Source organism: Parasedimentitalea psychrophila (genome assembly GCF_030285785.1).
GTDB classification, from domain to species: domain Bacteria; phylum Pseudomonadota; class Alphaproteobacteria; order Rhodobacterales; family Rhodobacteraceae; genus Parasedimentitalea; species Parasedimentitalea psychrophila.
In genome coordinates this window covers 2,797,307-2,822,311 of sequence record NZ_CP127247.1, presented here as the reverse complement: position 1 = coordinate 2,822,311, position 25,005 = coordinate 2,797,307, and the positions used below count along the sequence as shown (strand labels likewise).

Genomic DNA, 25,005 nt, shown 5'->3' with positions numbered 1-25,005 from the left:
GGCTAACTTAATTAGCCATGGCTAACTTATTGTCAAGCGCCTGTTTTTCGTGCATAGCTGGGCCACGCCAATCAGAGTACAATTTCCCAATGATGAAGCCTCATTCAAATCCCGTTACGCGCGCCGTTGAAGACCAAGTCCGCCAGTTTGAATCTGTGCGTACGGCCCATCAAAGTGAGATAGTGGAGGATTATGTCGAACTGATTGCAGATCTCATTCATCAGTATGGCTCTGCACGCCCCAAGGACATCGCTGAACGACTGGGCGTTGCACAACCGACTGTGACAAAGAACCTTGCGCGTCTTAAACGCGAGGAATTGATCCTGCACGAACCTTATCGCTCAATTCAGTTGACCGACGAAGGTCGGCAGCTCGCGGCGGCTTGCCGTAAACGTCATCGCACTGTTGTTGAGTTTCTGATTGCTTTGGGCGTGTCTTCCGATGTTGCAGAACATGATGCTGAGGGTATCGAGCATCACGTCAGTGAAGAAACGCTGCAGGTCTTCGAGGCATATACAAGCAAGAGTGATCCTCGTCCCTAAAACCGGACAGTTTCACTATTGACCCTATGCGGCCATTTTCAAAGCTGTATCTTCAAATGCCTGCAGGGGCGTTTTGTAGCCGATACTGGAGTGGCGGCGCTGGCGATTGTAGAAGACCTCAATGTATTCGAAGATTGCAGCTTTGGCTTGAGCGCGCGTTCTGAACCGATGGCGATGCACGAGTTCTTTTTTCAATGAAGCAAAAAAGCTCTCCATTGGCGCGTTATCCAGGCATTCTCCTTTGCGGCTCATGGATTGGGTGATGGAGGCCTTGCCAATTAGCTTGCGGTATTTCCCACCTGCATACTGGCTCCCCCTGTCGGAATGGTGGATCAATCCGGAAACGGGCCCTCGTCGCGCCAGAGCCATCTTCAGGGCCTCACAGCAGAGCTCTGCCCGCATATGGTCCTCCATCGCCCAGCCAACAATCTCCCGCGTGGACATGTCTTTGATGCCAGCCAAGTAAAGCCACCCTTCATCCGTGTCGATATAGGTAATATCCGCCAGCCAAACGGCGTTGGGCGTCTGGCAGTTGAACTTCTGCTCCAATAGATTTGGTGAAGGCTTCATGTCGTGATTGCTGTCAGTAGTTTTGGGCTTTCGGCGCTTACGCAGAAGCGGAGACACCTTGTTTTCTTTCATTATTATCGCCACACGCCGCTCAGAAGCGATCTCACCATCAGCCATTAGATCCTGATGAATACGCTTGGACCCATAGCATTTCCCGCTGGCTTTGAAAAACGCCTTTATCTTTGGCAGCAACTCCAGATCTCGCGCTTCACGGATGGTACGCCGCTGATCTCGGGCGTCCTGACTGGTCAGAAAGCCATAGAACCAACCCCGAGATATCTTGAGGTGTCGGCATAATGTGGAGACCGCATATTGCGCTTTATGGGCAGTGACGAAGCTGTGCTTGTTCGTCATGGTTTCACCGCCCTCGTTGCGAAAAAAGCGGATGCCTTGTGCAAAATCTCCACTTCCTCAGCAAGACGCCTGTTCTCTTTGCGAAGGCGGACCAGTTCAGCGGCATCCGCCTTCTGACGGCGCTTGGCTTCTGATGAACCAAACGCCTCAATCTCAAGCCTCCACGTCTTCAGTTGTGTACCGGTGATCCCAAGCTCGCTCGACACGCTACCCTGCGTCGCTCCTGGCTCGTAAAGCCGTTCAACTGCCGCAGCCTTATAATCGTCCGTATAATTCCGTCGCTGTCGTCCCATTTGGTGCCCCTTTCATGGACAGGGGTAAAGTACCCCAGTGTCTGGGAACAGGGACGAGGTTCAGTTCATTGAGCTGTCTTGCGACGGCACTCAGCTTTGCTTGACTATGTATCGACAAATCTGTGCCCCTTGGGAAGTACTGTCGCAGCAAACGGTTGGTGTTTTCGTTCGTGCCGCGTTGCCACGGTGATCGCGGATCACAGAAATAGACGTCGATCTCAGTCGCCAAGGTAAACTTCTTGTGCCCCGCCATCTCGCTTCCACGATCCCATGTCAGTGAACGGTAGAGTTCTTTTGGTAGTTTGTGAGCTTGCTTGATCAGCGCCTGAACAACGCTGTGACTGTCTTTGTTGCCAACCTTGGCCAGCATCACATAACGCGTATGTCGCTCGACCAACGTGGCAATGAAGCTGTTGCCAGAACCGGCGATCAAATCGCCTTCCCAGTGTCCTGGAACGGCACGGTCTTCCACATCCGCCGGTCTTTGTCGGATCGATATAGTGTCCTTGATTTGGCCAAGGCCGCTGCGCTTCATGGTGGCGTGGCGAGAGCGACGAATGGATCGCGTCGCCCGCAAGTGCGACAGCAATTCTTTCTTAAGTACATTGCGTGTCTGGATAAATAGGCTTCGGTAGATCGTCTCGTGGGAGACCCGTTTGTCTTCCTCATCGGGATGTTCGCGCATCAGCCAACCTGCGATTTGTTGCGGGGACCATTTGCGGGTCAGCTTGGCCGATATCGCTCGACATAGATAGATATTGCCTGCCAATTTACAGGGCTTTGGGCGATGGGCACGAGCCCATGCCGCTGCATCTGATTGAGCCGCACGGTAAAGTTTGGCACCACCGTTGCGCCGGATCTCGCGGCTGATGGTCGACGCAGACCGTTTCAAGGATCTCGCAATTGATCGCACAGATAGTTGCGCAGTCAGGCCTCGTGATATCTCCTCGCGTTCAGCCAAACTCAGAGCCAAACGGGACCTCATGCGATCTGGCGGACGGATACCACCGGTGCGCGCCAGCAGAGGATAAATCGATGATGATGCACGATCAAATCCACGTCCAATCGAACTCATCGACTCTCCGCGTTGCCAACGATCCCAGATCTCTGACTTCTGTTTATCTGTAAAAAAATGTCTGCGGCGATAGGCCATGATTTACACTCCGTCTTTCCATAAAGACTAAAGTGTTGCGTCGACCCGTTGAAACCGCCGCGGGAAGCGGACCTTCGCTGCGATCTGCACCGACGTCTGCTGAGCGGACGAAGCTGCGACATCGGTCGATTGCGATTTGACATCTGGCTAGCCGAGTACTTTGTGCTACCACTTAAGCCGATAAAGAATGTGTTGCCCTTTGAGGCCTTTGAGCTGTTTGGGATCAGTGTCGGCAAAACAGAATGTAGTCTTTCCGCCGATCATCGCTCGAGTAGCATCCGATACCAGGATTTCGCCTGCAACGCCTGTGGTCGTTATGCGTGAGGACTTATTGACCACGGTACCGAAAAAATCACCACGAGACTGCACAACATCGCCGGTGTGAATTCCGATGCGCAGACCTAAGTGCGGTTCTTCGGATGCAGATGCAACGGCTGTCTGCATCTCGACTGCAGCCGTAAGCGCTTCGTTCGCAGATGGAAAGATTGACAACGTTCCGTCTCCTAAGGATTTGACGAACTGGCCGCGATGTTTCTGGATAATGTCCGCCAAAATTTGGAAATGGTTATCGATCATTACCGACCAGCGCTGGTCGCCTAATGATTCCGCCAATGCGGTACTGCCCTCTACGTCAGTGAAAAGGACCGAGGCTAAACCTTCGGTCAGGATCAGTTCCGGTCCATCTTCCCGCGCGGCATCAATCAGTTGCTGGATCGCCAACTGTTCCTTTCCCACAAGCTCAATGTTGGGGGTCGCCACGGAAGCATGGCGGTTGACTATTTTCCACGCTGCGCCCTCCAGAACGAAAATCAGGACGGTCCGATAGAAAACCGCATCGGTAAAGCCGACAAACTGAATCCTATGAACAAAGGATGACCAACCGGTTTCACCGTTTTCGAAGGCTTCCGCCTCGAGCTCTTCAAACACTTCCGGTGCTGGGATCTCTGCGAAAAAGCCGCTGACCCCATCGCGAACTGCGCGGCCGTTCCAGAACTCGCCTTCACCCGTTCCAATGAACCGCAATTCATTGGCCGTCGATAGAAAATCCCGCAATTCGTCGGTGTTCTTTTTGGTTCTGAGTATCTCATACCACCGCCTTGAAACTGCCAGCAGTTCAGGTGACGAACGGATCATCTTGACCTGCCCGGGAAGCTGCCCAGAGTTCTGCGCCGTAGTTCTTTCAACCGACATCTCCACAATACAACATCGTCAGACCAATGCTGCCGAAGAGTGTTGCTCCGATCAAGAGGTTTGTATTGAGTCGGACTGGACGCATCGTCCAAAATGGGCTCCTTGCTGCCATTAGCTGCGGCTTGACCGAAGGTCCCAGTGGGCCGTTAGTGACCGAGATGGGCGAGTGAAAGGGCCCAATTGCTGCACCATGCACATTTCGTCACTAAGGGCGGATTGCGGAAGTTCGCTGCGCGTCACACCAATGCTTGCTGAGCGGACAAAGCGCCAATTCGCTGCGCGCGCGCAGATGGCGGCTTTCAGGCTGGCCAATAACGTCACTTCTTGAAAATACCGGTTGGATGATCATCTAGACTCATTAGGTTTTTCTTTCTCCAGAATTCTTGCACCTTTTCTGGCCCCATGTCGGCGTACCAGGGCTCCAGATCGGTTTCGCCCCGGCTTCGAACTACTGACATTTCTGGAACGCCGCTCCCACAGGATGTCGTGACCAGATCGATGTCGAGAACGTATATATTACGCGCACCTGCAAAGTCGGAGAACAGGGCGTAGTGTTCCTCCCACTCAGTATCATGTGGATGGATAACCGTGGCATTGCCGTAGGTGCGCAAGATCAAGTGATCTCCGGTAAAGGCGCAGAACATCAACGTCATGCGCGGGTTTTGCAGCACATGCGCGGCAGTTTCGTTTCCGCTTCCGGTAAGGCTTAGCCAGACGATCTTTTGATCTGAAAGTATCCGCAGCGAATCCAACCCCTTTGGGGAGACGTTGACGCGGCCCTCCGGCGCCGCAGTCGCGACAAAAAACATGATCTGATCTTCGATGAATTTCCGGAACGACTTGGTTAGCCTGTTTGTTTTTATGCCCATGGCGTATTTCCTCTCTTGATGTGTTCAGAGCCGTTGGCTCAGTCTGCGTGTCTCAATCTCCAGCGGATCCTGCCAGTTTGTCTTGACCCTGCTGTGCTCATCGTCGATCCCTATGTCCAGCCGTAGGTGGTCGTTCAACCTCAGGAAGGCTGCTGTGTTGGCTCGCGATCTCGCTGACCGGATTTTACAAGATCGGTTCACAACTCGCGGGGCTATTTGCGAAAAGACAACGGCGGCTATGATGATCGCGCCACCCACAATCGTTGCTACAGAGGGCCATTCAGAAAGAATGAGTATGGCCCAGATGGGTGCCAGTGGCGTTTCAAGCGCACTTACCAATGCGGCCTGTGCTGATGGTATCAAGCGCGCCCCTTCCGCCAGCAAAACCGATGCCGTGGCAAACACCAATCCAAAGCTGATGAGGACGCCAATTTCCACGCCTGACACTTGTGCCGGTTCAGAAGCAAACAATGCAAACGGAAACAGAATGAGGGCTGAGAGTGCCGCAGGAAGCTTGGTTGGTGTGTCGGGATGCGCTCTATAAACCACCATTGTGCCAGCCATCATCAAGGTCATCCATAGAGCCAACATATCCCCGGTGATGTTACCAGCGGCGAAAGAGCCGTGCACTGTGATGGCGACTCCAACCAGAGCAAGAACGCTACAAGTCAAGACTCTTGCTGATGGTATTTCTTTGATAAATGCCCAAGCAAAAATTGCACCAACAAAGGGTGACGTGGCCCAGATCAGCGAGACATTCGCAACGCTGGTCAGCTTGAAGGCCGGAATGAATGCCGCAGTCCCGGACGCCATCAGGATCGTAGCAAGGAGTGCTGGTGCGTCAAACCGGCGAAGCTCATCTTTGAATCCGGCTCTCGCCAGCAAGAACACAAGCGTGAATGCAATCCCGCTTAAGCCACGCCAAAAGATGACATCCCAAGCATTCGCAGCGACCGATTTTGTGAATATTCCAGCCGTACTGAAAGCCAAAGCCGACAGACCCACCAGCAAGACGCCGCGTTTGATATCCGATCCTGTGTCTTGGACTGTGGTATTGGCAAAGAGCTTTGTTTCAGGAATGTGTTTCATGGCGCTTTCTCGATTTGATTTGGAGAAGTCCTACCAAGACACTGCTGACACCATATGGTCAGCAGCGATGTGCTAAGGATCGGTAATTTGAAAGAGGAGACGTGCATTGGGCCGATCAACGCGCATGTTTGAGATCATCCAAATCTTGCGGAACGCCAAGAGACCACGAACGGCACAGCAAATCGCCGAAGAACTGGAGGTTACCAAGCGCACCGTCTATCGAGATATTGCAGCGTTGCAGGCCATGCGAGTGCCTGTCGAGGGTGAAGCCGGTGTGGGCTACGTCATGCGATCCGGGTATGACCTCCCACCAATCAACTTTGACGTCGAGGAGGCTGAGGCCATTACAGTCGGATTGGCCCTGATTGCCCGCACCGGGGACCGGGGTTTGAACCGTGCGGCGCGGTCTGCCGCCCAAAAATTGGCTGACTCGACGCGGCTGAGTGAAACGGTGTTTGCTTCCACTTGGGGGGTCGAAGAACCTGAGATTATTGATCTCACGACCGTTCGCAAAGCAATCCGGGAGGATCGGAAGCTTCGCATCTATTACCGCAATGCGGAAGGCGTTGAGACACGCAGGACGATCTGGCCCATCGCAATTGCTTATCATTCCGAAGCCATCGTTATTGCCGCATGGTGTGAACTCAGAAAAGATCTGCGTCATTTCCGCCCCGACAGGGTGAGCGAATATGAAGAGTTGAATGAGGGGTTCATCGGCGAGGGTGACAGGCTTAGGCAAGAATGGATCAAAGACTATGCGAGCTGGCTGTAGGGCGGCAATGAGAGAAATGTTGTGGGCACACGAACTCTAGCTGTTTGGCCGTCTCGTGAGTTAGCTGCCGTTCATGAAGAACGCAGCATTGGTCAAAGTGGGCTCCCTGCTGCCATTAGCTGCGGCTTGATCGAAGGTCCGCAGTGGGCCGTTCGCGTCCTATCAGGGCGAGCCGCGGCCAGAATTTGCAAAGGTCGCAATCTGCGCATAGCTGCCGCTGGAGCATACCGCAGCGAAGGTCGACTCTCCGCCCTTCTCGTCGAAAAGTGTATGGTGCAGTATCCGGTTTTGGGCTCGCCCCGAGCTTACTCTGCGCCTCCCTCCGGCACGTGGTAGACTGCTGTGTCAACATCGGGTTGTCGATGCGGATGGGTGTGGTGGATAGGAGAAACCATCATGCAAATACCAAACTTACCTGCCATTCGTTCCTGCCGCCCGGCATGGAATAGGGGGCGCATTGTTGGACAAAAGCAGCCGCTTCTGCCGAAACACGTCTGGGCGATCCACGTACGCCTGGAGATCGCGGACAATCATCGTGACCTTGCGCTCTTCAACCTGGCCATCGACAGCAAACTTCGAGGATGTGACCTGGTTTGCCTGAAAGTCGCTGACGTATTTGCGGCTGGACAAGTCAAGGAACGCGCGTCGGTCATCCAGAGTAAAACCCAAAAGCCAGTTCGATTTGAAGTAACAGAGGGTACGCGCAAATCGCTCCTACGCTGGATGGACGAACCCTTGATGACAGGGTCCGAATATTTGTGGCTGGGGCGGTTCCACGAACGCTTGCATATCTCGACACGCCAATATGCGCGGCTGGTTCGTGAATGGGTCAAATCCATAGGGCTTGAGCCAAGCGGTTACGGAACGCATTCGATGCGCCGAACCAAGGTTTCGCAAATCTACAAGAAGACCGGCAACCTACGTGCGGTTCAGCTTTTGCTTGGCCACACAAAGATGGACAGCACAGTCAGATACCTCGGTGTTGAGCTGGAAGACGCTCTGGCAATATCTGAAGCAGTTGAAATCTAGCAAGTTGGGCCGATTTCACGGTCGGCCCGCTCAGGACTTTCATGTACACTGCAGCGAACTACTGGACTGTGCTTCATTTGAGACTAATGCCGCACCATGCACATTTCAACTAGAAGGGCGGATTCCGGACTTTCGTTGCAGACGCGAGCCATTCAAGACACCATGTCGGCAGCCGACATTCAGGTGACCTCGAAACCGGTTCTTGTTCTGCGCCGCCGCAAGGCGACTCCGAGCCCAAAGCAGACTATGAAGTTCGCTATTGCCGTCGCCCCGTTGCTACCCATGCTGTTGCAACATAAGAGCGAAGTCCATCAGCTTCGCCATCTAGATAGGCATCTCGCACGGCATCCTTTATCTGTTTTTTCAGTTCGGCGGGTCTCTTCGAAAGGTAGGATGGAATTGGGCCGTCTTTCCCGTCGAACGGCCTCCAATAGTCTTCGAAAGATGCGAATTCAGTTCGGATGTGGATTTCACCGATCTGAACTTTGGCAAAGTCCGCTGACTTCAAAGCATCTTCCAGATGGCCGGGTCGCGTAAGCGGTCGCGTGAAGTTCTTTTTTCTAAGTTCGTTGGCCTCAGGGTCCAGCATTGAAGCTGTGTCCAGAAAGAGGCGATTGAACACTAGGCCTCCTCTTACATCCCAAATGGCTACCGCAAGACGGCCGCCCACCTTCAAAGTACGCGAGATCTCGGATATCGCCACGCTCGTGTTTGGAACGAAATTTAAGGCGAGTTGAGACACAACATGATCGAATGTTTCATCCGGCATTGGAAGAGCCTTCAGGTCAGCAACTTCGAACGAAACACGTAGGTCTGAAATTTGCCGTGCGGCGTATTCAACATAAGCCTCAGAGATGTCGACACCGGTAATGTCTGCGGTTTCGGTGCGGCGCAATATTTCTGATGTCAGTGCGCCTGTACCGCATCCGGCATCGAGAATATTGCTGCTATCCTCAAACTCAATGAGATCTAGGAACTTTGGTGCTAGCAAGCGACTAAAACGCCCCATTTGCAATTCGTAGCCACTGCCGCTGGAAGCCGAAAAATTCGATGAGTTCGATTCCAATGTACTATCTCCAAATTGATATTGCCCACGCAACTGATCATTCCAGCCTACACACTACACATTAGCTCGTATCACGGACGCGACCTATTTCTATTACCGTCAAGCCAAACTGGGTACGCAGGTGTCTGGTAGTCCCGCCAAAAGGTGGATGTCGGCTTGGTCCACACTGCCGTCATCCGACTGATAAAAATGCTGCGCGATGATCGAATGGCCGTTCTGGGAAAGCTGCGCGGCGGCGACGTGATGTCCCGTCAATGGCCGGTCTGGGCCGTTCGCGCCGCTTGGACCTGATTGAGGATGCCTGGTACCTTCGCTAACTCCAGCGAGGAAACAATACTCTTTCAGCGGGTCAACACTGCCCGGCTCTGCTTGCTCCAACATCGCTTAAAACCGCCGGGACACAAGTTGGTCCCATTGCACGTCACCGCTCATGAGTTTTGAAAAGTATTGCCATCTCAGAGTTGCTTGAGGGCAGTGCAAAACATTAGAGACACGCCAGATCAATCAGTTTAAGCAATTCAACATATTGATTTTAATGAGTATTCAAAATTATTCGATATTCGGATCGAGCTTTCTTACCGCAGGGCAAGCCCCATTACGTCGCCGAACAGGCCAAATTATCGTCACTCAAGAAAAAAATCTCCGCGTGAGAGGGAGACGGGTCTAGAGCCAAGCAAAATTCTGGACTTTTGACCCTCCCCCCCTCAAGGTTACCGGCGCAGACCTTGTTCCGCAGCCCCTACCTATCTGTCATTGCCCCTGCTCAATGGTGAGACCCGGAGCAAAGAGCATAGAACGACAGTCCCCAGCCATTGGCTGGAGCTGTCTCTATGCTCTGGGCGATATTGATCTGCTCAACGGAGCCGACCCTTCGCTTTGAGCCCCAACCTGTGCGCATGTCCTCGCCGGTTAAGTTGACCGCTACTTTCCGACACAGAAGGACACTGTGTATGCCGGGGGGCGGGCTTCGGTCTTTCGAACTGCCCTTGGCGTTTGCCCCGTCCCATGGTTCGCCACTACGTCTCGAATGCCACCGTTAACCGACCATCCGAAACGGAGTTGTTTCAGGCGGCGTCGTGCCGGTCTCCCCTGTCGATCAGGCCAATGTCGTAGCTGGTGTCAGCGCCGCTATGTGTGAACATCTCGGACACCATGCGCCGCATGATCTGCTGTTGTTTGTCAGAGGGGGACCAAGCGGACTGTTTGGCCTGTCTCAGGATCGAACGGGCAAATTTAGCTTCCCATTCATTGCTGCTGCGGGCCATGGTCCGCATGTGGAACAGAAGTTCTTCAAGGGGGCGGAGTTTGCTCACTGTGAGGCCTCCCCATACAGCGTGCCGAACAGGGCAGCGGAGGCAGTCATATAGGCGTGTTTTTCTGACAGGCTGTTGAGAGTGGCAAAGGCCAGCGAGGCACGCTCGGCGTCAGTCAGGCGAGCCATCATGATTATCGTAAGGTCGTGCCACGCGGACTCTGTGCCCAAGGTGAGGGCAAAGCCCAGCCCCTTTGCCACCCGCTTATGGCTGTCCTTGGCATACAAAGACATTGCGTTGCGGCGGTGCTTTGGGATGTTATTGCGGCGAAAACTAGGTGTTTTCTTATCTTGATTGACGCCGGGTGCAGTTGCCGCTGCCCCGGTGTTTTTCTTTGCGCAGTTCCGCCTCTCAGCGTTTACACGTGCATCGTAAGTATTTGATTTCCGAACACCCCCCAAAGGGGTGCGTTTACACTCTTTCGCTTTGTTTTCAAAGCCGTCAGAGGGATTGCAAATCCGTGTACACGAGTTCGATTCTCGTACTCGCCTCCAATCTTTTCAATGACTTGCGTCATGACCTCACTCCTACTACCTGAATTTTGAAACAAGCGTTGAAACTTTCACGTTCTGGTCTTGTTCCGTTCCATGCGATTTCGCGCCTCTTGTGCACGCGTCGCCAGTTCACGTTGCCTAATCGCTCCCCCATATTTCTTCAGCATCTCAACGCCAGAATGCCCGGTGACGGCTTTCACCATCTCATCGTCGCAACCTGACTGATAAAGCTCGATGGTTGCGTTCTTGCGCAGCCCGTGCGTGACGAATGTTGCAGCGTCCGGATGCTTCATCTTCGATTTGATCTTGCGCATTTCCTCGGCGACAGTCCGATACTGCACCGGGCAGCCATGTTTGCCAGTAATGATCGTCAGGCCCTCTTTGGAGACGGTGCCCAAATAGGCCTTAAGCCGGTCGGTAAGCGGAATCCGCATGGGCTTGTCAGTCTTGCCCTGAGTGAAGTCATAGGCGCCGTCTTTTATGTGATCCCAACGGATAGCCACCACGTCGCCAATCCGCTGTCCTGTGCCGATGCACAACTCGTAGACCAGCAGTGCGCGGGGCGACGCCACTGCCTCGAACTCTTGCCGCACATCATCAGGCCAAGGCTCCCAGCCCTCACTTTTCTGTTTGAAAAGCGGAATACCTTTGGCCGGGTTTCCGTGTTCCTTTTTGAGATAGCCGATCAAGCGGGCATGGTTCATCAAGATCACCATGACTTGAACCAGATAGTTCGCCTGCCGCCAGTGGTCAGCATTGGCACGGTGCAGCTCATAGATATGCTGTGTCTCAATCTTCCGGGGGTCTTTTCTACCCCAGATTTTGCGGATATGTTCGATGTATTTCCGGTAATCAGATTTGGTGCGCGGCTTGAGCTTTTTGTACGCGTCACTCTCAAAGTAACTCAGCGCCAGCGTTTCAAAGTTGCGCTTTGACGATATCGGCTCGCGGCCTTTCAACAGCCGGTTGTAATGGTCCCAGAATTCGAGAGTGCCAAATTCCTCTTTTATCATCACCGATTGCCCCCGTGACCGGCGGATAAACCTGACATAGCCCCGATCAGCGTAGACGTACTTGGGCAAGCCTTTCTTGGTCATTTTCCCATCCTCAAATCACTCGCCAGAAAATCGTCACCACCTTCTTGGGTCGTCATTCCTGCATCGACAGTCACGCTGCCGTCAGGCTTGATCTCGAATTTTGCCTGGGCCCATCCAGCTTCGCGCGCCTCCCGAAGGAGAGCGACCACGGTATTTCTGGCCATAGTCAAAGGGCTAGAATTTGCCATTATTACAGCTCTCCTGCTGGTCCAACGCGATCATATTGAGGGGTGAAAGATACGTTCTTCGCCCGACAAGTCGCGGCTGTCCCCCGCGGCCTTGCCATCGATGGCATTCATTTCGGCAATGTTCTTGCCGCGTGACTCTTTTAGGTCCCGCAGGTTATTAGGAAGCATCTTAGTTCCTTTCATCAGGAGTTGGGGTGGAAGGCCAGCGCGGGTAGGTCGCCAAACTTATTCCCGCGCTGGCCGGTTGGATACGTCGCTGAGGTCACGCCACCTCACGGTGTGGCTCCAATTTCGACACCCATTTTGGGTGTGTTATTTGATCAGGCTCCAGTCTGACTCATCTGGAAACGTCTTCCAAAAAAGCTCCTCAATCTGAAAATCAAAGTCATCGAACTCGTCAAATAAATTGGCCGAAAACGTAAATGTTCGCTTGTGATCACCATTCCAATGACCGGGCAAACCTTCGTTCTTGAAAGCTTCGACAATGTGTCCGTTTTCGTAAACTAAGATTTCTGGCCATGTCAGGTTTATCTCATAAGTAAGCTTGCGCTCACGCTGGCGGTGATTTTCGATTTCTGGTTTCAGCTTTCCGTGCGGGGCAATCACCATCAGCAACGTATAAAGCATACGTTCGAACGTCGTTTCTCTTAATTTCTCTGGCGCTGTTTCAGGAACGCCATCCCCTGTCAGGCAAAGGTATTCCTCAACAAAACGTGCCGTATCTGCTAACTTTGGCCGTGCTCCCACTGCAACTAAGAGCTTGATGACATCACCAACACGCGCGTCAGCGATTGCCCTCCCCTTGCTCTTGGGAAGAAACCCGGCATCAATCAGCCTTCTGCTATATTGCGCAACTGTCGAGTAGTCTTCATTCAATGCACATGAGAGCGCCGCGTTCAGTTCGGATAAGGAGGCCATAATATCACCATTTTGCTTTGATTGGTTTTATGTTTCTGAAAACCAAAAGTCAAACTGTATTTCCACTGGAACAGCAAACGCTCATGCAAGCAGATCGCGGGCATCACTACGTGCACAGACCAACGACCGCGTTCAAGAGATTGCAGGAATAAGACGGCGTCCTGATGACCGGAGATCTTGGGAACCTGTACCGCGACAGTGCCTGCGGGCGTGTGGATCCGCTTGGGCATGCTGCCATTGACATAGCCATGAAGTGCGGGCGCTCATAATGCCCAGCACCGAGGAAGCGTTGCCGTTCTTGCCGTCGTCAACATGGGTGTTGGCCTGCGTAGTGCAGCCATTCGAACAATGCGCTGCGAACGTTCGAAGTCCTACCCTATTGACGAATTTCTACGGCAGAAGCATTGGTCGAAATGGGCTCCAGAGCCGTCTTCCGCACCGCAGAAAAGAACCCCGCTTCGTGTTTGTCTGAAAGTCGGCTTACTGAGTTTTCGCATTCTTGGCTCGCGCCTGCAGAGAAGGTCCGAAATCCGCCCTTCCAGCTTCAGACGTCGCGTCATGCTGCACCCAGCACGAATGTCGTAGAAGGGCTGGGAGCATGCGTAATTGGGCCCCCTCTGTTCTGAGGTCGAGCTCCCGATAAGATCACAAGGTGGCTTGTGAACAAGGGAGATAGAATATGGAGTATTTTGCCGGATTAGACGTTTCGCTACGATCCTGTGCGCTTTGCATTGTTGATAGTAAGGGAACGACGCTGTTCGAGCGCGAACTGCCTTGCGAGATCAAGGATATTGCTGAGTGCCTCGCCGACTTCCCGCATCCGATTGAACGGAGCGGCTTTGAAGCGGGCACCATGAGCCAACACCTGTACTTCGGTTTGGAAGCAGAAGGCTTCGAAGTCGTTTGCATGGAGGCACGGCAAGTCAATGCCGCGCTGTCAGCGATGCGCAACAAGACAGATAAGAACGACGCACGCGGGATCGCCCAGGTTCTGCGTACCGGCTGGTTTAGCCCGGTGCATATGAAGAGCCGAGAGGCCCATGGTGTCCGTGCCTTGCTCAGCACACGTAAGGCATTGCTGAAGAAGACAATGGATTTGGCCAATGAGGTGCGCGGGTTATTGAAGATATTTGGCATTCGCCTGCCCAAGACCGTGAAGCACGGCAGTTTTGATGGCGTCGTCCGGGCCTTGATCGAGATGGATGATGTTCTGGCTCATGCTTTGGTGCCGCTCTTGGATGCACGTGTGGTTTTGTATCAGCATTTTCTGGAGCTGGATCGACGGGTCAAACGGGCCGCCAGCCGTGATGAAGTTTGCATGCGGATGATGACCGTTCCAGGCGTTGGGCCAATTGCGTCTTTGACCTTCAAAGCCGCTGTCGATGATCCGACGCGCTTCAAGAAGTCACGGACTGTTGGCGCACATTTTGGCCTGACGCCGAGACGATATCAGTCGGGTGAGCACGACAATCCCGGCCGTATATCAAAAGCGGGCGACCGGGATGTCCGAGCAACGTTGTACGCAGCCGCCAACGCTTTGCTCATACGAACAATGGCCGGGTCTCAGACCAAATCTTGGGGTATGCGGCTGATGCGCACAAAAGGTCGCCGCAGAGCTGTTGTCGCGGTTGCACGCAAGCTCGCAGTTCTACTGCATCGCATGTGGATAGACGGCACGGAATTCCGTCAGGACCAGGTGGGAGGCAAGGTATGAGCAAAAACGCTAACCACCCAATCCTAACGGGGTCGTCCCTCACCGGACGAGGTTCGTGGAAGAAGCCGAAAATGTCTGCTACGCAACGTGAAGCGCGTCTGAGAGCAAGGCTCTCCACTGCCGATCCGACATATGCGTGCAGCGGTGCCAACATGGCATCAACCAGACTGCGGAGAGAAGCGTGACCCGGATGAGTGACTATGGCCCAAAAGGAAGAAGGAAAATGAGCTTGACCCAAACACCCAATTAGAGAAGCAGCCATTAGACGCGATCACCACCATCGGCGGCTATGCGCAGATAGTCACCTTTGCAAAGTCTGGCCGCGGCTCGCCCTGATAGGACGTGAACGGCCCTGACCTGCCGTTCGTGCCAAACCCGTCTAATGGCTGTTCCCAGCCCTTCCACGACATTCGTGCCGGGTGCAGCATGGGGGACGTCTGGAGCAGGAAGGGCGGATTGCTGACTTTCTCCGCAAGCGCGAACCAACTATGCCGAGACGTCGGGAACCGACATTCAGGCAACCCTGAAACGGCGTAATTCTCTGCACCGCCGCAAGGCGGCTCGAAGACTAAAGCAGAATTGCCAGTAATACGACACCGACTTTCGCAGGAGGAAAATTCGCTGCGGATGCGCAATCTGCATGGTCATAGCACGAAGCAGACCGCCCGATGGGCCGTATCCTAGGAGAACTTGCCATCGTTGGGTTTATCCAGTTTGGTGTAGAGCTCGAATGGCATGCCTTAGATCTTCGTAGATTTCCAGACCGAAACGGTTGGACAGTTGCGCCTGCCAAAATTCCTCCAGCTTCTGTTGGTGTGTTGCTGCAAGATGATATTTCGGGTCGTCGCGTGCGCCGGGCGTGACCTTGGAGGCATCCGTATCAACAGGCAAACCTGTCCGCTGAGAAATCAGGCGCCGAAAGGGGGCCTCATCAAACTGACTTTTATGCTCCAACATGAACCGCCGCGAGGCTTGGTGCACCACACGGGCGAACAGCTCGTCATCAAGCGGGATGTCCATGAACGCCGCAACACGCCGCACTGTGCCAGGAAAGTCTGCCAGCATATCTTCGTAACACAGCAGCAGGACATCGGGATTATCTCGCTGCTCCCACCATGAAGCCAAGTGGTGCCAATATCCGCGCTCGCCCATCTCGGCAGGCGGGTTGCGCCACCGAAAGAACGTGTCCATATCAATCGTGCCCGGCTCAAACATAAAGCCTTCGAAAAATCGGTAGACTGATATGAATGCATCCGATGGATCGCGGAATGAGACAATATAGCGTGCGTTCTTGGGGACATCCCGCCAACTGAGATGGCTCTTAAAGACCCGCGGTTCGGCCAATTGAGCCGCGTCCAGATCGATGCCAAGTTCGAAAGCGAGCTCGATCCACGGCGTTACATTACTGATCTCTTCAAAGTCCATACTGCCCCGTGTCCGCAAGCCGTGGGCAATCTGCTGCAACCAGGTTGTGCCACATTTGGCGAAGGGAGCAATGATTATGTCGGTAGGGCGCGACTGAAAGGCCATGCCCAAATTCGTACTTTCTTCCCTAAATACCTTTGCAAAAAGGGCGTCCATTTCATCGGTTGTGGTGGGCAGTGAAGATCGGTTCTTGTTCATTGAAAAAAAGCCTCCTAGCTCCAAGATCAATCTTTTTCTCTTTTTTGGCAAAACTTAAATTGGACTGATGCCTAGCCCTGCTCGACGTCAGGGTTTTCAAAACAAGTGGGCAGTTTCATTGCGTAGGCTCTGGTTTGGTTGTTTTTGCCGTTCATTCTGCGCCGCGGCTTGTCGGTTGCCGCCGACTCTGGAGGATTGCTGTTCGAGCATTGGCCGGGTCTGCAAATGCCAGCAATGTCCGCATGTCGGTCTCTCGCTTTTCAAAAATGCTGCATAGCACACGAATGGCAGGTCTGGTGAAGCTGCAGCGCGGCACCAGATCGGCTGGCCAGCGGCGGCTATGGGCCGTTCGCGACATGTCGGCGCGTCTTGGGGGCCGACTTTGCAAAGGTCAATAACTGCGCATTGCTGCCGTTGGAGTTGACCGCAGCGAAGGTCCGGAACCCGCCCTTAGTGACGAAATGTGCATGGTGCAGCAATTGGGCCCTTTCACTCGTCCATCACGGTTGCTAACGGCCCATACCCGACTTTCGTGGACGGCGCAGCGAATGGCTGCTTGCGAAACACAACGCACTTTGGCCGAAGCTCAAGGTTGGTCCACCAATAATCTTCGTTCGCCGATTAGCAACTACGATTTATCGGATGATGCCGAACCTATGATCAGGATCGACAGGAAATGAGCGCACGGGCCATCGCATAATTGAGCCAATTCTGCTGTAGTGTTTTAGACAAGTGTAACTTTTGTCGCAATCAGCGAGGGAAAATGGAGCGCCGCCTCACAGCCATTCTTACCATTGACGTTGTCGGCTACAGCGGTCTGATGGCGAAGGACGAAGCGGACACCTACATAAGGTTGCGGGCTGAACGCAATAACTTAGTCGAGCCTACTGTCGCCAGTCACAACGGGCACATTATTAAGCTGATGGGCGATGGTGCCCTTATCGAATTTCCCAGCGTGGTCGATGCCGTTTCCTGTGCCATCGCAATTCAGGAGGGCGTCGCGAAACGCCAAACCGAGGTTCAGGCCGATCAACGAATTCTGTTTCGCATCGGCGTCAATGTTGGTGACGTGATCGTGGAGGAGGGAGACATTTATGGCGACGGAGTAAATGTCGCCTCCCGGCTCGAGTCGCTGGCACACCCCGGCGGCATCTGTGTTTCGCGCGCAGTTTTCGAATATACGCGCGGAAAGGTCGATCACCCGTTCGAGGCGATGGGCGAGCATCTGGTCAAGAATATCCCCGACCCCATCGACGTCTATCGCGTAGCCATGCAGAATACCGTCGGCGAACCGCCGCGCACGCCATGGCCCATGATGCAGTGGCTCAAGTTCGGCGGTGGTGGGATTGCTGTCATGGTGGCGGGACTTGTGCTCTGGTCTCAGCCTTGGCAACCGACCTCTTCGCCGCTACCCCCTCAAGAGACTCAAGCACCCGCGGATCGGCCTTCGCTTGCGGTGCTTCCATTCCACAACCTGAGCGCTGATGCCGACGACGACTATTTCGCAGACGGATTGACGGACGACCTGATTACGGATCTCTCGGGGATCTCCGGTCTGCTGGTTATCGCCCGCAACACGGCGTTCACCCTGAAAGATCAACCAGTCGACATTCGTGAAGTGGGGCGCAAGCTTGGCGTCCGCTACGTGCTCGAGGGTAGTGTGCGCCGCGCCGGTGATCGTATCCGCATCAATGCCCAGTTGATTGATAGTCAAACAGGCGACAGCCTTTGGGCTGACCGGATTGACCGCAACGCTTCTGATATTTTTGCGGTGCAAGACGAGGTGATCCGCCACATTGTCGAAACCCTGTCAGTCCGGCTTTCACTGACTGAGCAGAAGCGTCTCCAACGCCTGCCAACTCAAAACCTCGAAGCCTACGACTATTATTTACGCGCCGAACATGCAGCGCGGACTGGCTTTCGTCCACAGCTACACGAGGCATTGGCTCTCTTCGCAAAGTCGACGGAACTCGACCCTGAATTTGCTCGGGCTTTTGCCGCGACAGCAAGGACCGAGGCTTATGTCATGCGTAGTAACTATGACGATGTATTGGCCTTTCCGGTTGCTCGCAAGCGAGCCTATGAACATGCTAGCAAAGCGCTGGAGATCGACGCAGGACTCTCCTTGACCTTTTCTGTGCTCGCAGAATTGCAGGTAATCGACGGTCGCTATGAGGATGCTCTAATATCTGCTGAACGGGCTGTAGCTTTGGGGCCGAACGAGGCGGAAGCTCATGCTGCACTGAACCTTGTGCATACCTTCAGCGGCCGCCCTGCCGACGCGGTTGCGGCCATCGAAACCGCACAGAAGCTGAACCCAAACCTTCCCAACGGAACCCGCCTCGACGCCAGTTTAGCCTTCATGCTAAATGGCCAGCCAGAACGTGCGGTCAGCATACTCGAACAGGCTCGCGACGCAGCACCGAATGTCGATGAAATCTACGCCTATCTCGTTGCGGCCTACACATTGGCAGATCGCATAGAACTTGCCCGCGACGCAGCGGCAGAGGCGGAACGTCTAGAAGCAAACATGTCCGTGGAACTATACCGGATGAAGTTTGGACATCTCCGCAGAGCGGAAGATTTGAAGAAATTTCTTGGCGCACTCACCATGGGTGGATTACAAAAATGGCCATGGGGCTTCGATGCCGGAATCCGCGAGCCCCTGACCGCAGATGAAATCAGGCACGTTACATTCGGGCGCATATGGCAGGGCAATGTCGAAGGGATCGGCCCCGGTGTTACGCAGATCGGTGCAGATGGTTCGTTGGCATTCCGTACAAACGCTTACATCGCAACGGGTGAAGTGACCGTTTCGGGCGACATGTTGTGCGAACGTGTCGAATCATTGTCACTCGGTCGAACCGTCTGTGGTCCGATTTATCGCCACGCCGCCCCTTTGGTCGAGGGGGAGTACATGTACACCTACGTCAACGCGACAAAAGTCTTCCACTTCTCGCCGGTCGACTGATCCTGTTTCAGTTGTTCAGTTCCTGTTCTACACGCGCTTTCACTTCAGGCCAATTGGCCTCGGCTTTTGCCAGCCATTCGTCCCGTGAGGGCCCATCAAGCTCACCAACATATTCCGCAGCGTAGACGAAATAGAGCTTGTCATCGATGATCCGCCAGGAAGTTTCAGGATCGATGTTTTCGGCGGCGTGCCCGTCCAGACCAACACCAAGGGTACAGTAACCGCCATATTGCGGCGCGTACTTGCCGGGTTCTTCTACAAACATGTCGCGATGCTTTGCATTGGCGAAATGCCACGGCGTGCCGAGCCAGTTGTGCGAGAACTCTTCCAAACCTTTCATTGCCCTGCCCTCAGAAAAGTACGCGACCGTGTCATACCCCTTTATCGCCACCCCGCCAAAAAGGCCGGTGTTTACCGGGTCGGCCGCAAAAGCCGGGCCACCGAGCACCACCAGCATTGTGCACCAAAATCGGAGAAAAGCGTACATTTTCAACCCTCCTGCTATTTGCCATATTCAACGCATTTCCTGTAATATTCATCTGTGCCCAGCACCTCGGTAGGTTGGCAGATCGCGCCGTTCTGCTTTAGCAATCGCACCATCTCAAACCGATTTTTTGACCATGCCCCGGTCAGCGCAGAAAATCCATCTCTGTCCAAAACACTTACATTTGCACCGCGCGCGATCAGCAGCCGAGCAACATCCACCCTGTTTTCCTCTGCCGCTACGATCAAGGGTGTCGCGCCAGAAACATTCCGGATGTCTTCAAGACCAGCGCCGTTGGCTAGCAATAGCTCCGCGACTTTCGCACTTCCAGCATAGGCAGCGGCATGCAAAGGTGTGAACCCGCCAGTGTTGCGCGCCATTACATTGGCACCACGGTTAATTAGAACTTCGGCAATTTCGACATCGCCGCGCAGCGTGGCTGCAGTTAGGGGCGTTTCCTTGTTTGGGCCTAATGCGTCAACATTCTCACCAGCCGAGAGGAGATGTTCGACAGATCCCAGATCACCCATCTTTGCCGCATCATAGAGCGCACCGGCTTCAGCAAAACCGGTTATCAGAATTAGAGCAAAGGTCGATAGGCCAACGCGTAACATGAAAGGCCCTCCGCGTTTACCATACCACGAATTGTAACAATCCTACATCGATTCTTCGACGGCTCCGGCTTGACCTGCCTTTTGCTCGCAGATGCTGGTGAATATTTCCGACGTCGGAATCGTTAGTGTTTTGGATGCGCTATGGCTCTCGTCTAGCCATTATCTCCACCTCCCATGGTGCCAAAATTAGCCTGTGCCCTAGCCTAAAACGGGGCTTGATCAGTGCCAATGACGCTACTGCAAAGGGCTCGAAGTGAAAAATTACTTCGCGTTCTTTATTTGGTGGCTCTGGGCCATTCGAGACAGTCTACAAAGGTCTCAATCTGCTAATAGCAGCCCTTGGAGTTGACCGCAGCGAATGGCTCCTTACCGCCCTTAGTGCCCCATATGCCGCGTCATGCTGCACCCGGCACGAATGTCGTAGAAGGGCTGGGAGCCGCCGTTAGACGCATTGTGCGCCAAGGTCCGGTTAGGGCCGTTAGTGACCTTGAGGGGAGAGGAAGTGGCCTGATTTCTGCGCCCTGCACATTTCGTCACTAAGGGCGGGTTACGGACCTTCGCTGAGATCTGCACCAACGGCAGCTAAGCGCAGTTATTGACCTTTGCAAAGTCGGCTCCCAGGACGCGCCGACATGTCGCGAACGGCCTTGAACGGACTTTCGTGACAAACCCGTCTAACGGCAGCTCACAGCCCAAAACAAAATGGAGTAGATTGTTTCTAGGTCCTTGCCTCGGGCAGACGGTCCAATCCCTCTAAGCTTCAAAGCAGGCATCTCTTACACTTCCGCACACCGCGTTGTTTGCTCTGTCTCGGGCTTGGCAGTCATCCCGCACCAGTATCGGAAAATCGAATTAGTTATCGGATGAGATTCCTTTTTGAAACTGTCGCATTGTTGCCCATTTATTTAGATGTGAAATTCCAGTGCTGACTGGGGGAACGAAGAATTTCAACAATCGGTTCGATTGAAAACACGTCCATTCCCTCAGTTCCGATTGGCAACAACGGGGTGATTTGAGCGGCGTGGCCCCGAAGACCTTCACCCAATGTTGACGTTGGCAGGTCACGTTTGTTGATAGCCCAGATCGATACTATAATCTCAATGGATAAAATCAGGCGGGCGGCTTCAAGGATACGTTCAAAGTCAGCAACCGAATGTAACGCATGGCCTGCTGTGTCTTCCACTCCGTCTGCCAGTTGGCCGACAGACAAGAGCAGCGAAGGCGCGGCCCATATCTTGGCGGATGTGATGAGGGACGCCGCCAAATGACCAAGGTTCAGGAACTGAACGCCACCCAGCGGGCTATTCGCCTCAGCGAAGCCCGTTGGCAGTCCGGAAAATTCTGTCCATTGTTGCTTGTGTAAACGCTCGCCAGCGATATCCAGGGTTTTGGCAAACGCCTGTCGCAACCCATCTATGGCCAAGGTCATGCGCGTGGAATCCATATTGCCATGAGAGCGAACGCATTGATCAGCGGTATCAACAATCGGATTGTCTGTAACGGAATTCAACTCTTGGTCCCAGATCTCAACTGCCCGGTCGAGTAACTCGCTAAGAGCACCTTGGATCTGTGATGCGCAGCGGAAACTCAGCGGGTCCTGAATGCGCCGTGCTTGGCCAACGTTCCAGAGCTTGCTGTTCCGCAGAAGGTGGCGCACATCCGCGCTAACCTGCGCCTGCCCGCGACGCCGATGCGCAAGATTCACTGATTCAGAAATTGAATCAAGATTACCGCGGAACGCCTCAAGCGAAAATGCGACGGATAGATTAGCCAACTCCAGAATGTCGCGCGCTTCCATCAGTACTTCGGCACCGGTGGCCAGGGTGATCGCGTTGGTATTGATCAGAGACAGTGTCTCTTTTGGTCCTGGGATACCAAGTTCCTGCGCTTCCGGCGTGCTTTGCAGCCAATTCGCAATCTGTGACATCGGTATTAGATCGGCGGCACCAACCGTCCCATATGACGACACCTCGGGCATTATTGCGCCGTTGATTTGGTCAGTGAGCAGTTGAACCAACGGTTCCGAAACGCCAGACAATCCAAGCGAAAACTCATTGACTAGGATGATCAAAGCAGCCCGCACTCGACTTTTTGGCAGCACCGCACCGCCGACATGGGTCGCATGTGCCCGAGCCAGCCGGCGATTATAGTCCTGCACTCCGCCTGCAGAAACCTTGAAATCCTTCTGCGATCCGACCCCCGTGGAAATCCCATAGCCAGGGACGCCGCTGGCCACGATGCCTTGCACGACCTCGCGACCTTTTTGAATCCGTTCCCTGGATTCTTCCGTAAACGTCACTTTTGATTTCTGTTGTGCCGCCCCCACAAGGTCTGCACAGGTCAGCGATACCCCGTTCAGCACAATTGGATCGCTGGAAGGCAGGAGGGAATATTTGGCCATGGCTTGCTTTCAATACAGGATTGTAACGCGCAAAAAACCACCAGATCAGATGGCCTCCCATGGAAAGCTGTCCAACCGTTCATAACCGGAGTCAGTTATCAAAACCTGCGTTTCCAGTTTAACGCTTTCCGATCCCTGCTCGGCGACAAGGCTTTCAACACATAACACCATGCCCGGTTCGATCCGCCCCGACGTTGCGGTGTCGTCAAAGTCAACATGCAGGGGAATTACCGGCCATTCGTCTGCCATTCCAACCCCGTGAACCGCAAGAGAATAGCGGTAATCGGCGTGTTTTTCCGGGATGCGCCAGCTTTTGTCGTTGTACTCGGCAAAGCTCATCCCCGGTCTTAGGATTGTCAGGTTGTGATTGATTTGCTCCAGCGCCGTTGAATATATCCGTTTTTGCGTATTGTTCATCGGCGTATAGCCACAGGTCCAGCTGCGCGACAGGTCGGCGCAATAGCCGTAAGGGCCGATCATGTCAGTGTCGAAGGATATCATTTCCCCTTTCTGACAGATGCGATCAGAGCACTCAGTGTACCAGGGGTTGGTGTTTGACCCGCAGGCCAACAGCTTGGTTTCCAACCAGTCGCCGCCGGACCGGGCGTTTTCAAAGTGAAGATGGGCCCAGAGTTCACGTTCGGTAGCGCCGGGGACAGAGTGTTCGTAGATCCGCGCCATCCCCGCTTCGCAGACGCGGATAGTCCAGCGCATTAGTTCGACTTCTTCCACTGATTTGATAGACCGGGCCCGTTCCGTAAGCTCGGCCCCCTCAACAAAGGTGAAACCACGGTTTTCTAGAGAATGCAGGCCTGGGCCATCCAGTTTGTCCGCGGCAAGGCGCGTGTTTCCGCCACCATATTGGCGTAAAACGTCAGCAATTTCGTCAGCCCATATATTGACGCCAGTCGGCGCCTTATCGCCCTTAGTCATGAACATCCACGAGACTGCAGTGCGGATTTCATCAATACCGTCCAGGCCGTCATTCAAATGTTCGCAGCCCTTGAACTCCCATAAGATCGCCGGTCCGTCAGCGAGGATCAGAGCATACCGTACAGGATTGTGGCCGGTCCAGACCTGCATGTTTGAGCTGTCGAATGCATAGCGGATGTTGATGGGATCATAGAGCAAAAGCCCCCCCACATCATGCGCCACCATTTGCTCCCGAAGGCGACCCAAACGGTAAGCGCGTGCCTTGTCCAACGTCGCCCTGGGAACGGGGCTAATCAGCGGCTTATCTGCGCCTTCGCTGTTCAAATACGTCAGCTTACGATCATCTTTGAAGACACTCTGGGATTGAGTCATTGTGGCATCCTGTAGTGAGGAATCGGCTGCCACCCGAAAGGGGCGAGCACGTCATAATGTTGTGTGACCCCTTCGTCCGAAAAACCCGAAAGGAGATTGAAAGGCGTCAGGCGACAGAGCGCCCATAAAATCCCTGCTGTTCCTCGGCTGAAAAACCCACACCGGGCCGTTCATAGTAGGAAAAGATTGCAATCACCCGGTCGGTTGGCCCTTCGACTGGCACCACGCGATGTGGTGTATTTACACCTCGAAAAACATTCAGCGCACCTGGTTCGGGCATTAACTGTTTGGTTTCCGGGTCTTCTCCGGCCAACACAGCCGCAACACCGTCAAAGTTCTGATCATCCGCCGATCGCAGGTCTTTGCGAAACTCTAGCTGCCCACCAGCTTGCGAAGCCTGAAGCAGAATCGTCGTAGTGAATTCCGACCGGTCAAAGTGCCAGTTCAAACCCTCGCCGTCACGGGTAGCCTGCACGTTCACGCACGCCATCTTGTCGGCCATCTGATATAGTTTTTCCTTGCCCTTGGTTGCCGCCAGAAACGCCGCAAAAGGTGCCCATTCATAGACATCAATCACCGGGTTGCCTGCCAACTGGTCGGCGCACAGAGTGTGATTCACGGTCTCAACTTTTTTCATTGCCGGGTGATCATCGGTGATACCCGGCACTGTGTCTCTGAAATAGACATTGTGACGCCGAGCATGCCTGAATGAATCAGTGTCCATTGCCGGTTTGGCAGCATCCGCTGCGGCCTGCGCCACACCGGGCTTCAAAAAACCCGGCAGGTTGAACATTCCGTCACTGGCAAGGTCAGCCTGACACTTTTCAACCAGTTCCGCATATTCCGCGCTTTCCGGGCGGTCCAATGGGTATTTTTCAAGATCAATAAACTGGTTCATGTCGCATCCTCCGTTGCCTCCATTGAACGCATGTGCTGGACGATCACAACCAGATCA

The 25,005-nt window shown here is 53.9% G+C and carries 24 protein-coding genes and 1 pseudogene; 6 read left to right on the top strand and 19 right to left on the bottom strand.

The annotated features are described in order from the left end of the window. Window positions 1-89 precede the first annotated feature (89 nt). On the top strand, window positions 90-542 hold the full coding sequence (gene mntR / locus QPJ95_RS13755) for a manganese-binding transcriptional regulator MntR (protein ID WP_270921206.1): 453 nt from the start codon (window positions 90-92) through the stop codon (window positions 540-542). Between the two features lie 24 nt (window positions 543-566). On the opposite strand, the gene QPJ95_RS13750 is transcribed toward mntR, so the two are convergent. The 6 genes and pseudogenes from QPJ95_RS13750 to QPJ95_RS13725 form a co-directional block, all read right to left on the bottom strand. Then, window positions 567-1,466, bottom strand: coding sequence for an IS3 family transposase (locus tag QPJ95_RS13750; protein WP_270921312.1), 900 nt, complete (start codon window positions 1,464-1,466; stop codon window positions 567-569). After that, window positions 1,463-1,759, bottom strand: coding sequence for a transposase (locus tag QPJ95_RS13745; RefSeq protein WP_286018121.1), 297 nt, complete (start codon window positions 1,757-1,759; stop codon window positions 1,463-1,465). Before QPJ95_RS13745 ends, QPJ95_RS13750 begins: the two co-directional genes overlap by 4 nt. 20 nt (window positions 1,760-1,779) lie before the next feature. Continuing rightward, window positions 1,780-2,912: pseudogene (locus QPJ95_RS13740) on the bottom strand (IS30 family transposase); the annotation flags it as partial. 165 nt (window positions 2,913-3,077) lie between these two features. Continuing rightward, window positions 3,078-4,046 carry an adenylate/guanylate cyclase domain-containing protein gene (locus QPJ95_RS13735; RefSeq protein WP_270921190.1) on the bottom strand — a complete coding sequence of 323 codons (969 nt, stop codon included), beginning with the start codon at window positions 4,044-4,046 and terminating at the stop codon, window positions 3,078-3,080. A gap of 374 nt (window positions 4,047-4,420) precedes the next feature. Beyond that, complete coding sequence (locus QPJ95_RS13730) at window positions 4,421-4,972, bottom strand: pyridoxamine 5'-phosphate oxidase family protein (RefSeq protein WP_270921191.1); 552 nt, start codon at window positions 4,970-4,972, stop codon at window positions 4,421-4,423. 24 nt (window positions 4,973-4,996) lie between these two features. Continuing rightward, window positions 4,997-6,061: a DMT family transporter gene (locus tag QPJ95_RS13725; RefSeq protein ID WP_270921192.1), complete on the bottom strand. Its 1,065-nt coding sequence runs from the start codon at window positions 6,059-6,061 to the stop codon at window positions 4,997-4,999. A 124-nt stretch (window positions 6,062-6,185) separates the two neighbouring features. Between QPJ95_RS13725 and QPJ95_RS13720 the strand changes: the two genes are divergently transcribed. Both QPJ95_RS13720 and QPJ95_RS13715 read left to right on the top strand, forming a co-directional pair. Next, window positions 6,186-6,833 carry a helix-turn-helix transcriptional regulator gene (locus QPJ95_RS13720; RefSeq protein ID WP_270921193.1) on the top strand — a complete coding sequence of 216 codons (648 nt, stop codon included), beginning with the start codon at window positions 6,186-6,188 and terminating at the stop codon, window positions 6,831-6,833. A 396-nt stretch (window positions 6,834-7,229) separates the two neighbouring features. Beyond that, on the top strand, window positions 7,230-7,862 hold the full coding sequence (locus tag QPJ95_RS13715) for a tyrosine-type recombinase/integrase (protein WP_270921194.1): 633 nt from the start codon (window positions 7,230-7,232) through the stop codon (window positions 7,860-7,862). 256 nt (window positions 7,863-8,118) lie between these two features. On the opposite strand, the gene QPJ95_RS13710 is transcribed toward QPJ95_RS13715, so the two are convergent. Then, window positions 8,119-8,928 carry a class I SAM-dependent methyltransferase gene (locus QPJ95_RS13710; protein ID WP_286018120.1) on the bottom strand — a complete coding sequence of 270 codons (810 nt, stop codon included), beginning with the start codon at window positions 8,926-8,928 and terminating at the stop codon, window positions 8,119-8,121. Window positions 8,929-9,084: 156 nt separating this feature from the next. Here QPJ95_RS13710 and QPJ95_RS13705 point away from each other — a divergent pair, with 156 nt between their 5' ends. Then, window positions 9,085-9,219, top strand: coding sequence for a hypothetical protein (locus QPJ95_RS13705; RefSeq protein WP_270921281.1), 135 nt, complete (start codon window positions 9,085-9,087; stop codon window positions 9,217-9,219). Window positions 9,220-9,992: 773 nt separating this feature from the next. On the opposite strand, the gene QPJ95_RS13700 is transcribed toward QPJ95_RS13705, so the two are convergent. From QPJ95_RS13700 to QPJ95_RS13675, 6 genes are all read right to left on the bottom strand, one after another. Beyond that, entirely contained in the window at window positions 9,993-10,241 is a 249-nt protein-coding gene (locus QPJ95_RS13700; RefSeq protein WP_270921280.1) for a hypothetical protein, read from the bottom strand. Beyond that, the gene (locus QPJ95_RS13695) at window positions 10,238-10,369 is read right to left on the bottom strand and encodes a hypothetical protein (protein WP_270921279.1); all 132 of its coding nucleotides are present in this window, start codon (window positions 10,367-10,369) and stop codon (window positions 10,238-10,240) included. Before QPJ95_RS13695 ends, QPJ95_RS13700 begins: the two co-directional genes overlap by 4 nt. Before the next feature lie 434 nt (window positions 10,370-10,803). Continuing rightward, window positions 10,804-11,832: a site-specific integrase gene (locus tag QPJ95_RS13690; RefSeq protein ID WP_286018119.1), complete on the bottom strand. Its 1,029-nt coding sequence runs from the start codon at window positions 11,830-11,832 to the stop codon at window positions 10,804-10,806. Beyond that, window positions 11,829-12,020 carry a hypothetical protein gene (locus QPJ95_RS13685; RefSeq protein WP_270920728.1) on the bottom strand — a complete coding sequence of 64 codons (192 nt, stop codon included), beginning with the start codon at window positions 12,018-12,020 and terminating at the stop codon, window positions 11,829-11,831. Before QPJ95_RS13685 ends, QPJ95_RS13690 begins: the two co-directional genes overlap by 4 nt. 30 nt (window positions 12,021-12,050) lie before the next feature. Further along, window positions 12,051-12,188, bottom strand: coding sequence for a hypothetical protein (locus tag QPJ95_RS13680; protein ID WP_270920727.1), 138 nt, complete (start codon window positions 12,186-12,188; stop codon window positions 12,051-12,053). Between the two features lie 144 nt (window positions 12,189-12,332). Further along, window positions 12,333-12,938, bottom strand: a complete 606-nt coding sequence (locus QPJ95_RS13675) for a hypothetical protein (RefSeq protein WP_270920726.1) — start codon at window positions 12,936-12,938, stop codon at window positions 12,333-12,335. A gap of 679 nt (window positions 12,939-13,617) precedes the next feature. Here QPJ95_RS13675 and QPJ95_RS13670 point away from each other — a divergent pair. After that, window positions 13,618-14,652 carry an IS110 family RNA-guided transposase gene (locus tag QPJ95_RS13670; protein ID WP_270920725.1) on the top strand — a complete coding sequence of 345 codons (1,035 nt, stop codon included), beginning with the start codon at window positions 13,618-13,620 and terminating at the stop codon, window positions 14,650-14,652. A 705-nt stretch (window positions 14,653-15,357) separates the two neighbouring features. Here QPJ95_RS13670 and QPJ95_RS13665 read toward each other — a convergent pair. After that, on the bottom strand, window positions 15,358-16,275 hold the full coding sequence (locus QPJ95_RS13665; protein WP_270920724.1) for a sulfotransferase domain-containing protein: 918 nt from the start codon (window positions 16,273-16,275) through the stop codon (window positions 15,358-15,360). A gap of 763 nt (window positions 16,276-17,038) precedes the next feature. Here QPJ95_RS13665 and QPJ95_RS13660 point away from each other — a divergent pair. After that, a complete protein-coding gene (locus QPJ95_RS13660; protein WP_270920723.1) occupies window positions 17,039-19,246 on the top strand; it encodes an adenylate/guanylate cyclase domain-containing protein in 2,208 nt (735 codons plus the stop codon). A 7-nt stretch (window positions 19,247-19,253) separates the two neighbouring features. Here the strand turns inward: QPJ95_RS13660 and QPJ95_RS13655 are convergent, their stop codons facing one another. The 5 genes from QPJ95_RS13655 to QPJ95_RS13635 all read right to left on the bottom strand — a co-directional run bounded on the left by QPJ95_RS13655 (window position 19,254) and on the right by QPJ95_RS13635 (window position 24,948). Beyond that, window positions 19,254-19,733: a YHS domain-containing (seleno)protein gene (locus QPJ95_RS13655; protein ID WP_270920722.1), complete on the bottom strand. Its 480-nt coding sequence runs from the start codon at window positions 19,731-19,733 to the stop codon at window positions 19,254-19,256. Window positions 19,734-19,747: 14 nt separating this feature from the next. Beyond that, complete coding sequence (locus QPJ95_RS13650) at window positions 19,748-20,260, bottom strand: ankyrin repeat domain-containing protein (protein ID WP_286018118.1); 513 nt, start codon at window positions 20,258-20,260, stop codon at window positions 19,748-19,750. Window positions 20,261-21,245: 985 nt separating this feature from the next. Continuing rightward, window positions 21,246-22,745 (bottom strand): aromatic amino acid lyase, encoded by a 1,500-nt coding sequence (locus QPJ95_RS13645; RefSeq protein ID WP_270920720.1) that lies wholly within the window; start codon window positions 22,743-22,745, stop codon window positions 21,246-21,248. Window positions 22,746-22,790: 45 nt separating this feature from the next. Continuing rightward, on the bottom strand, window positions 22,791-24,050 hold the full coding sequence (locus tag QPJ95_RS13640) for a M24 family metallopeptidase (RefSeq protein ID WP_270920719.1): 1,260 nt from the start codon (window positions 24,048-24,050) through the stop codon (window positions 22,791-22,793). Window positions 24,051-24,156: 106 nt separating this feature from the next. Beyond that, on the bottom strand, window positions 24,157-24,948 hold the full coding sequence (locus tag QPJ95_RS13635) for a HalD/BesD family halogenase (protein WP_270920718.1): 792 nt from the start codon (window positions 24,946-24,948) through the stop codon (window positions 24,157-24,159). Window positions 24,949-25,005: the final 57 nt, after the last annotated feature.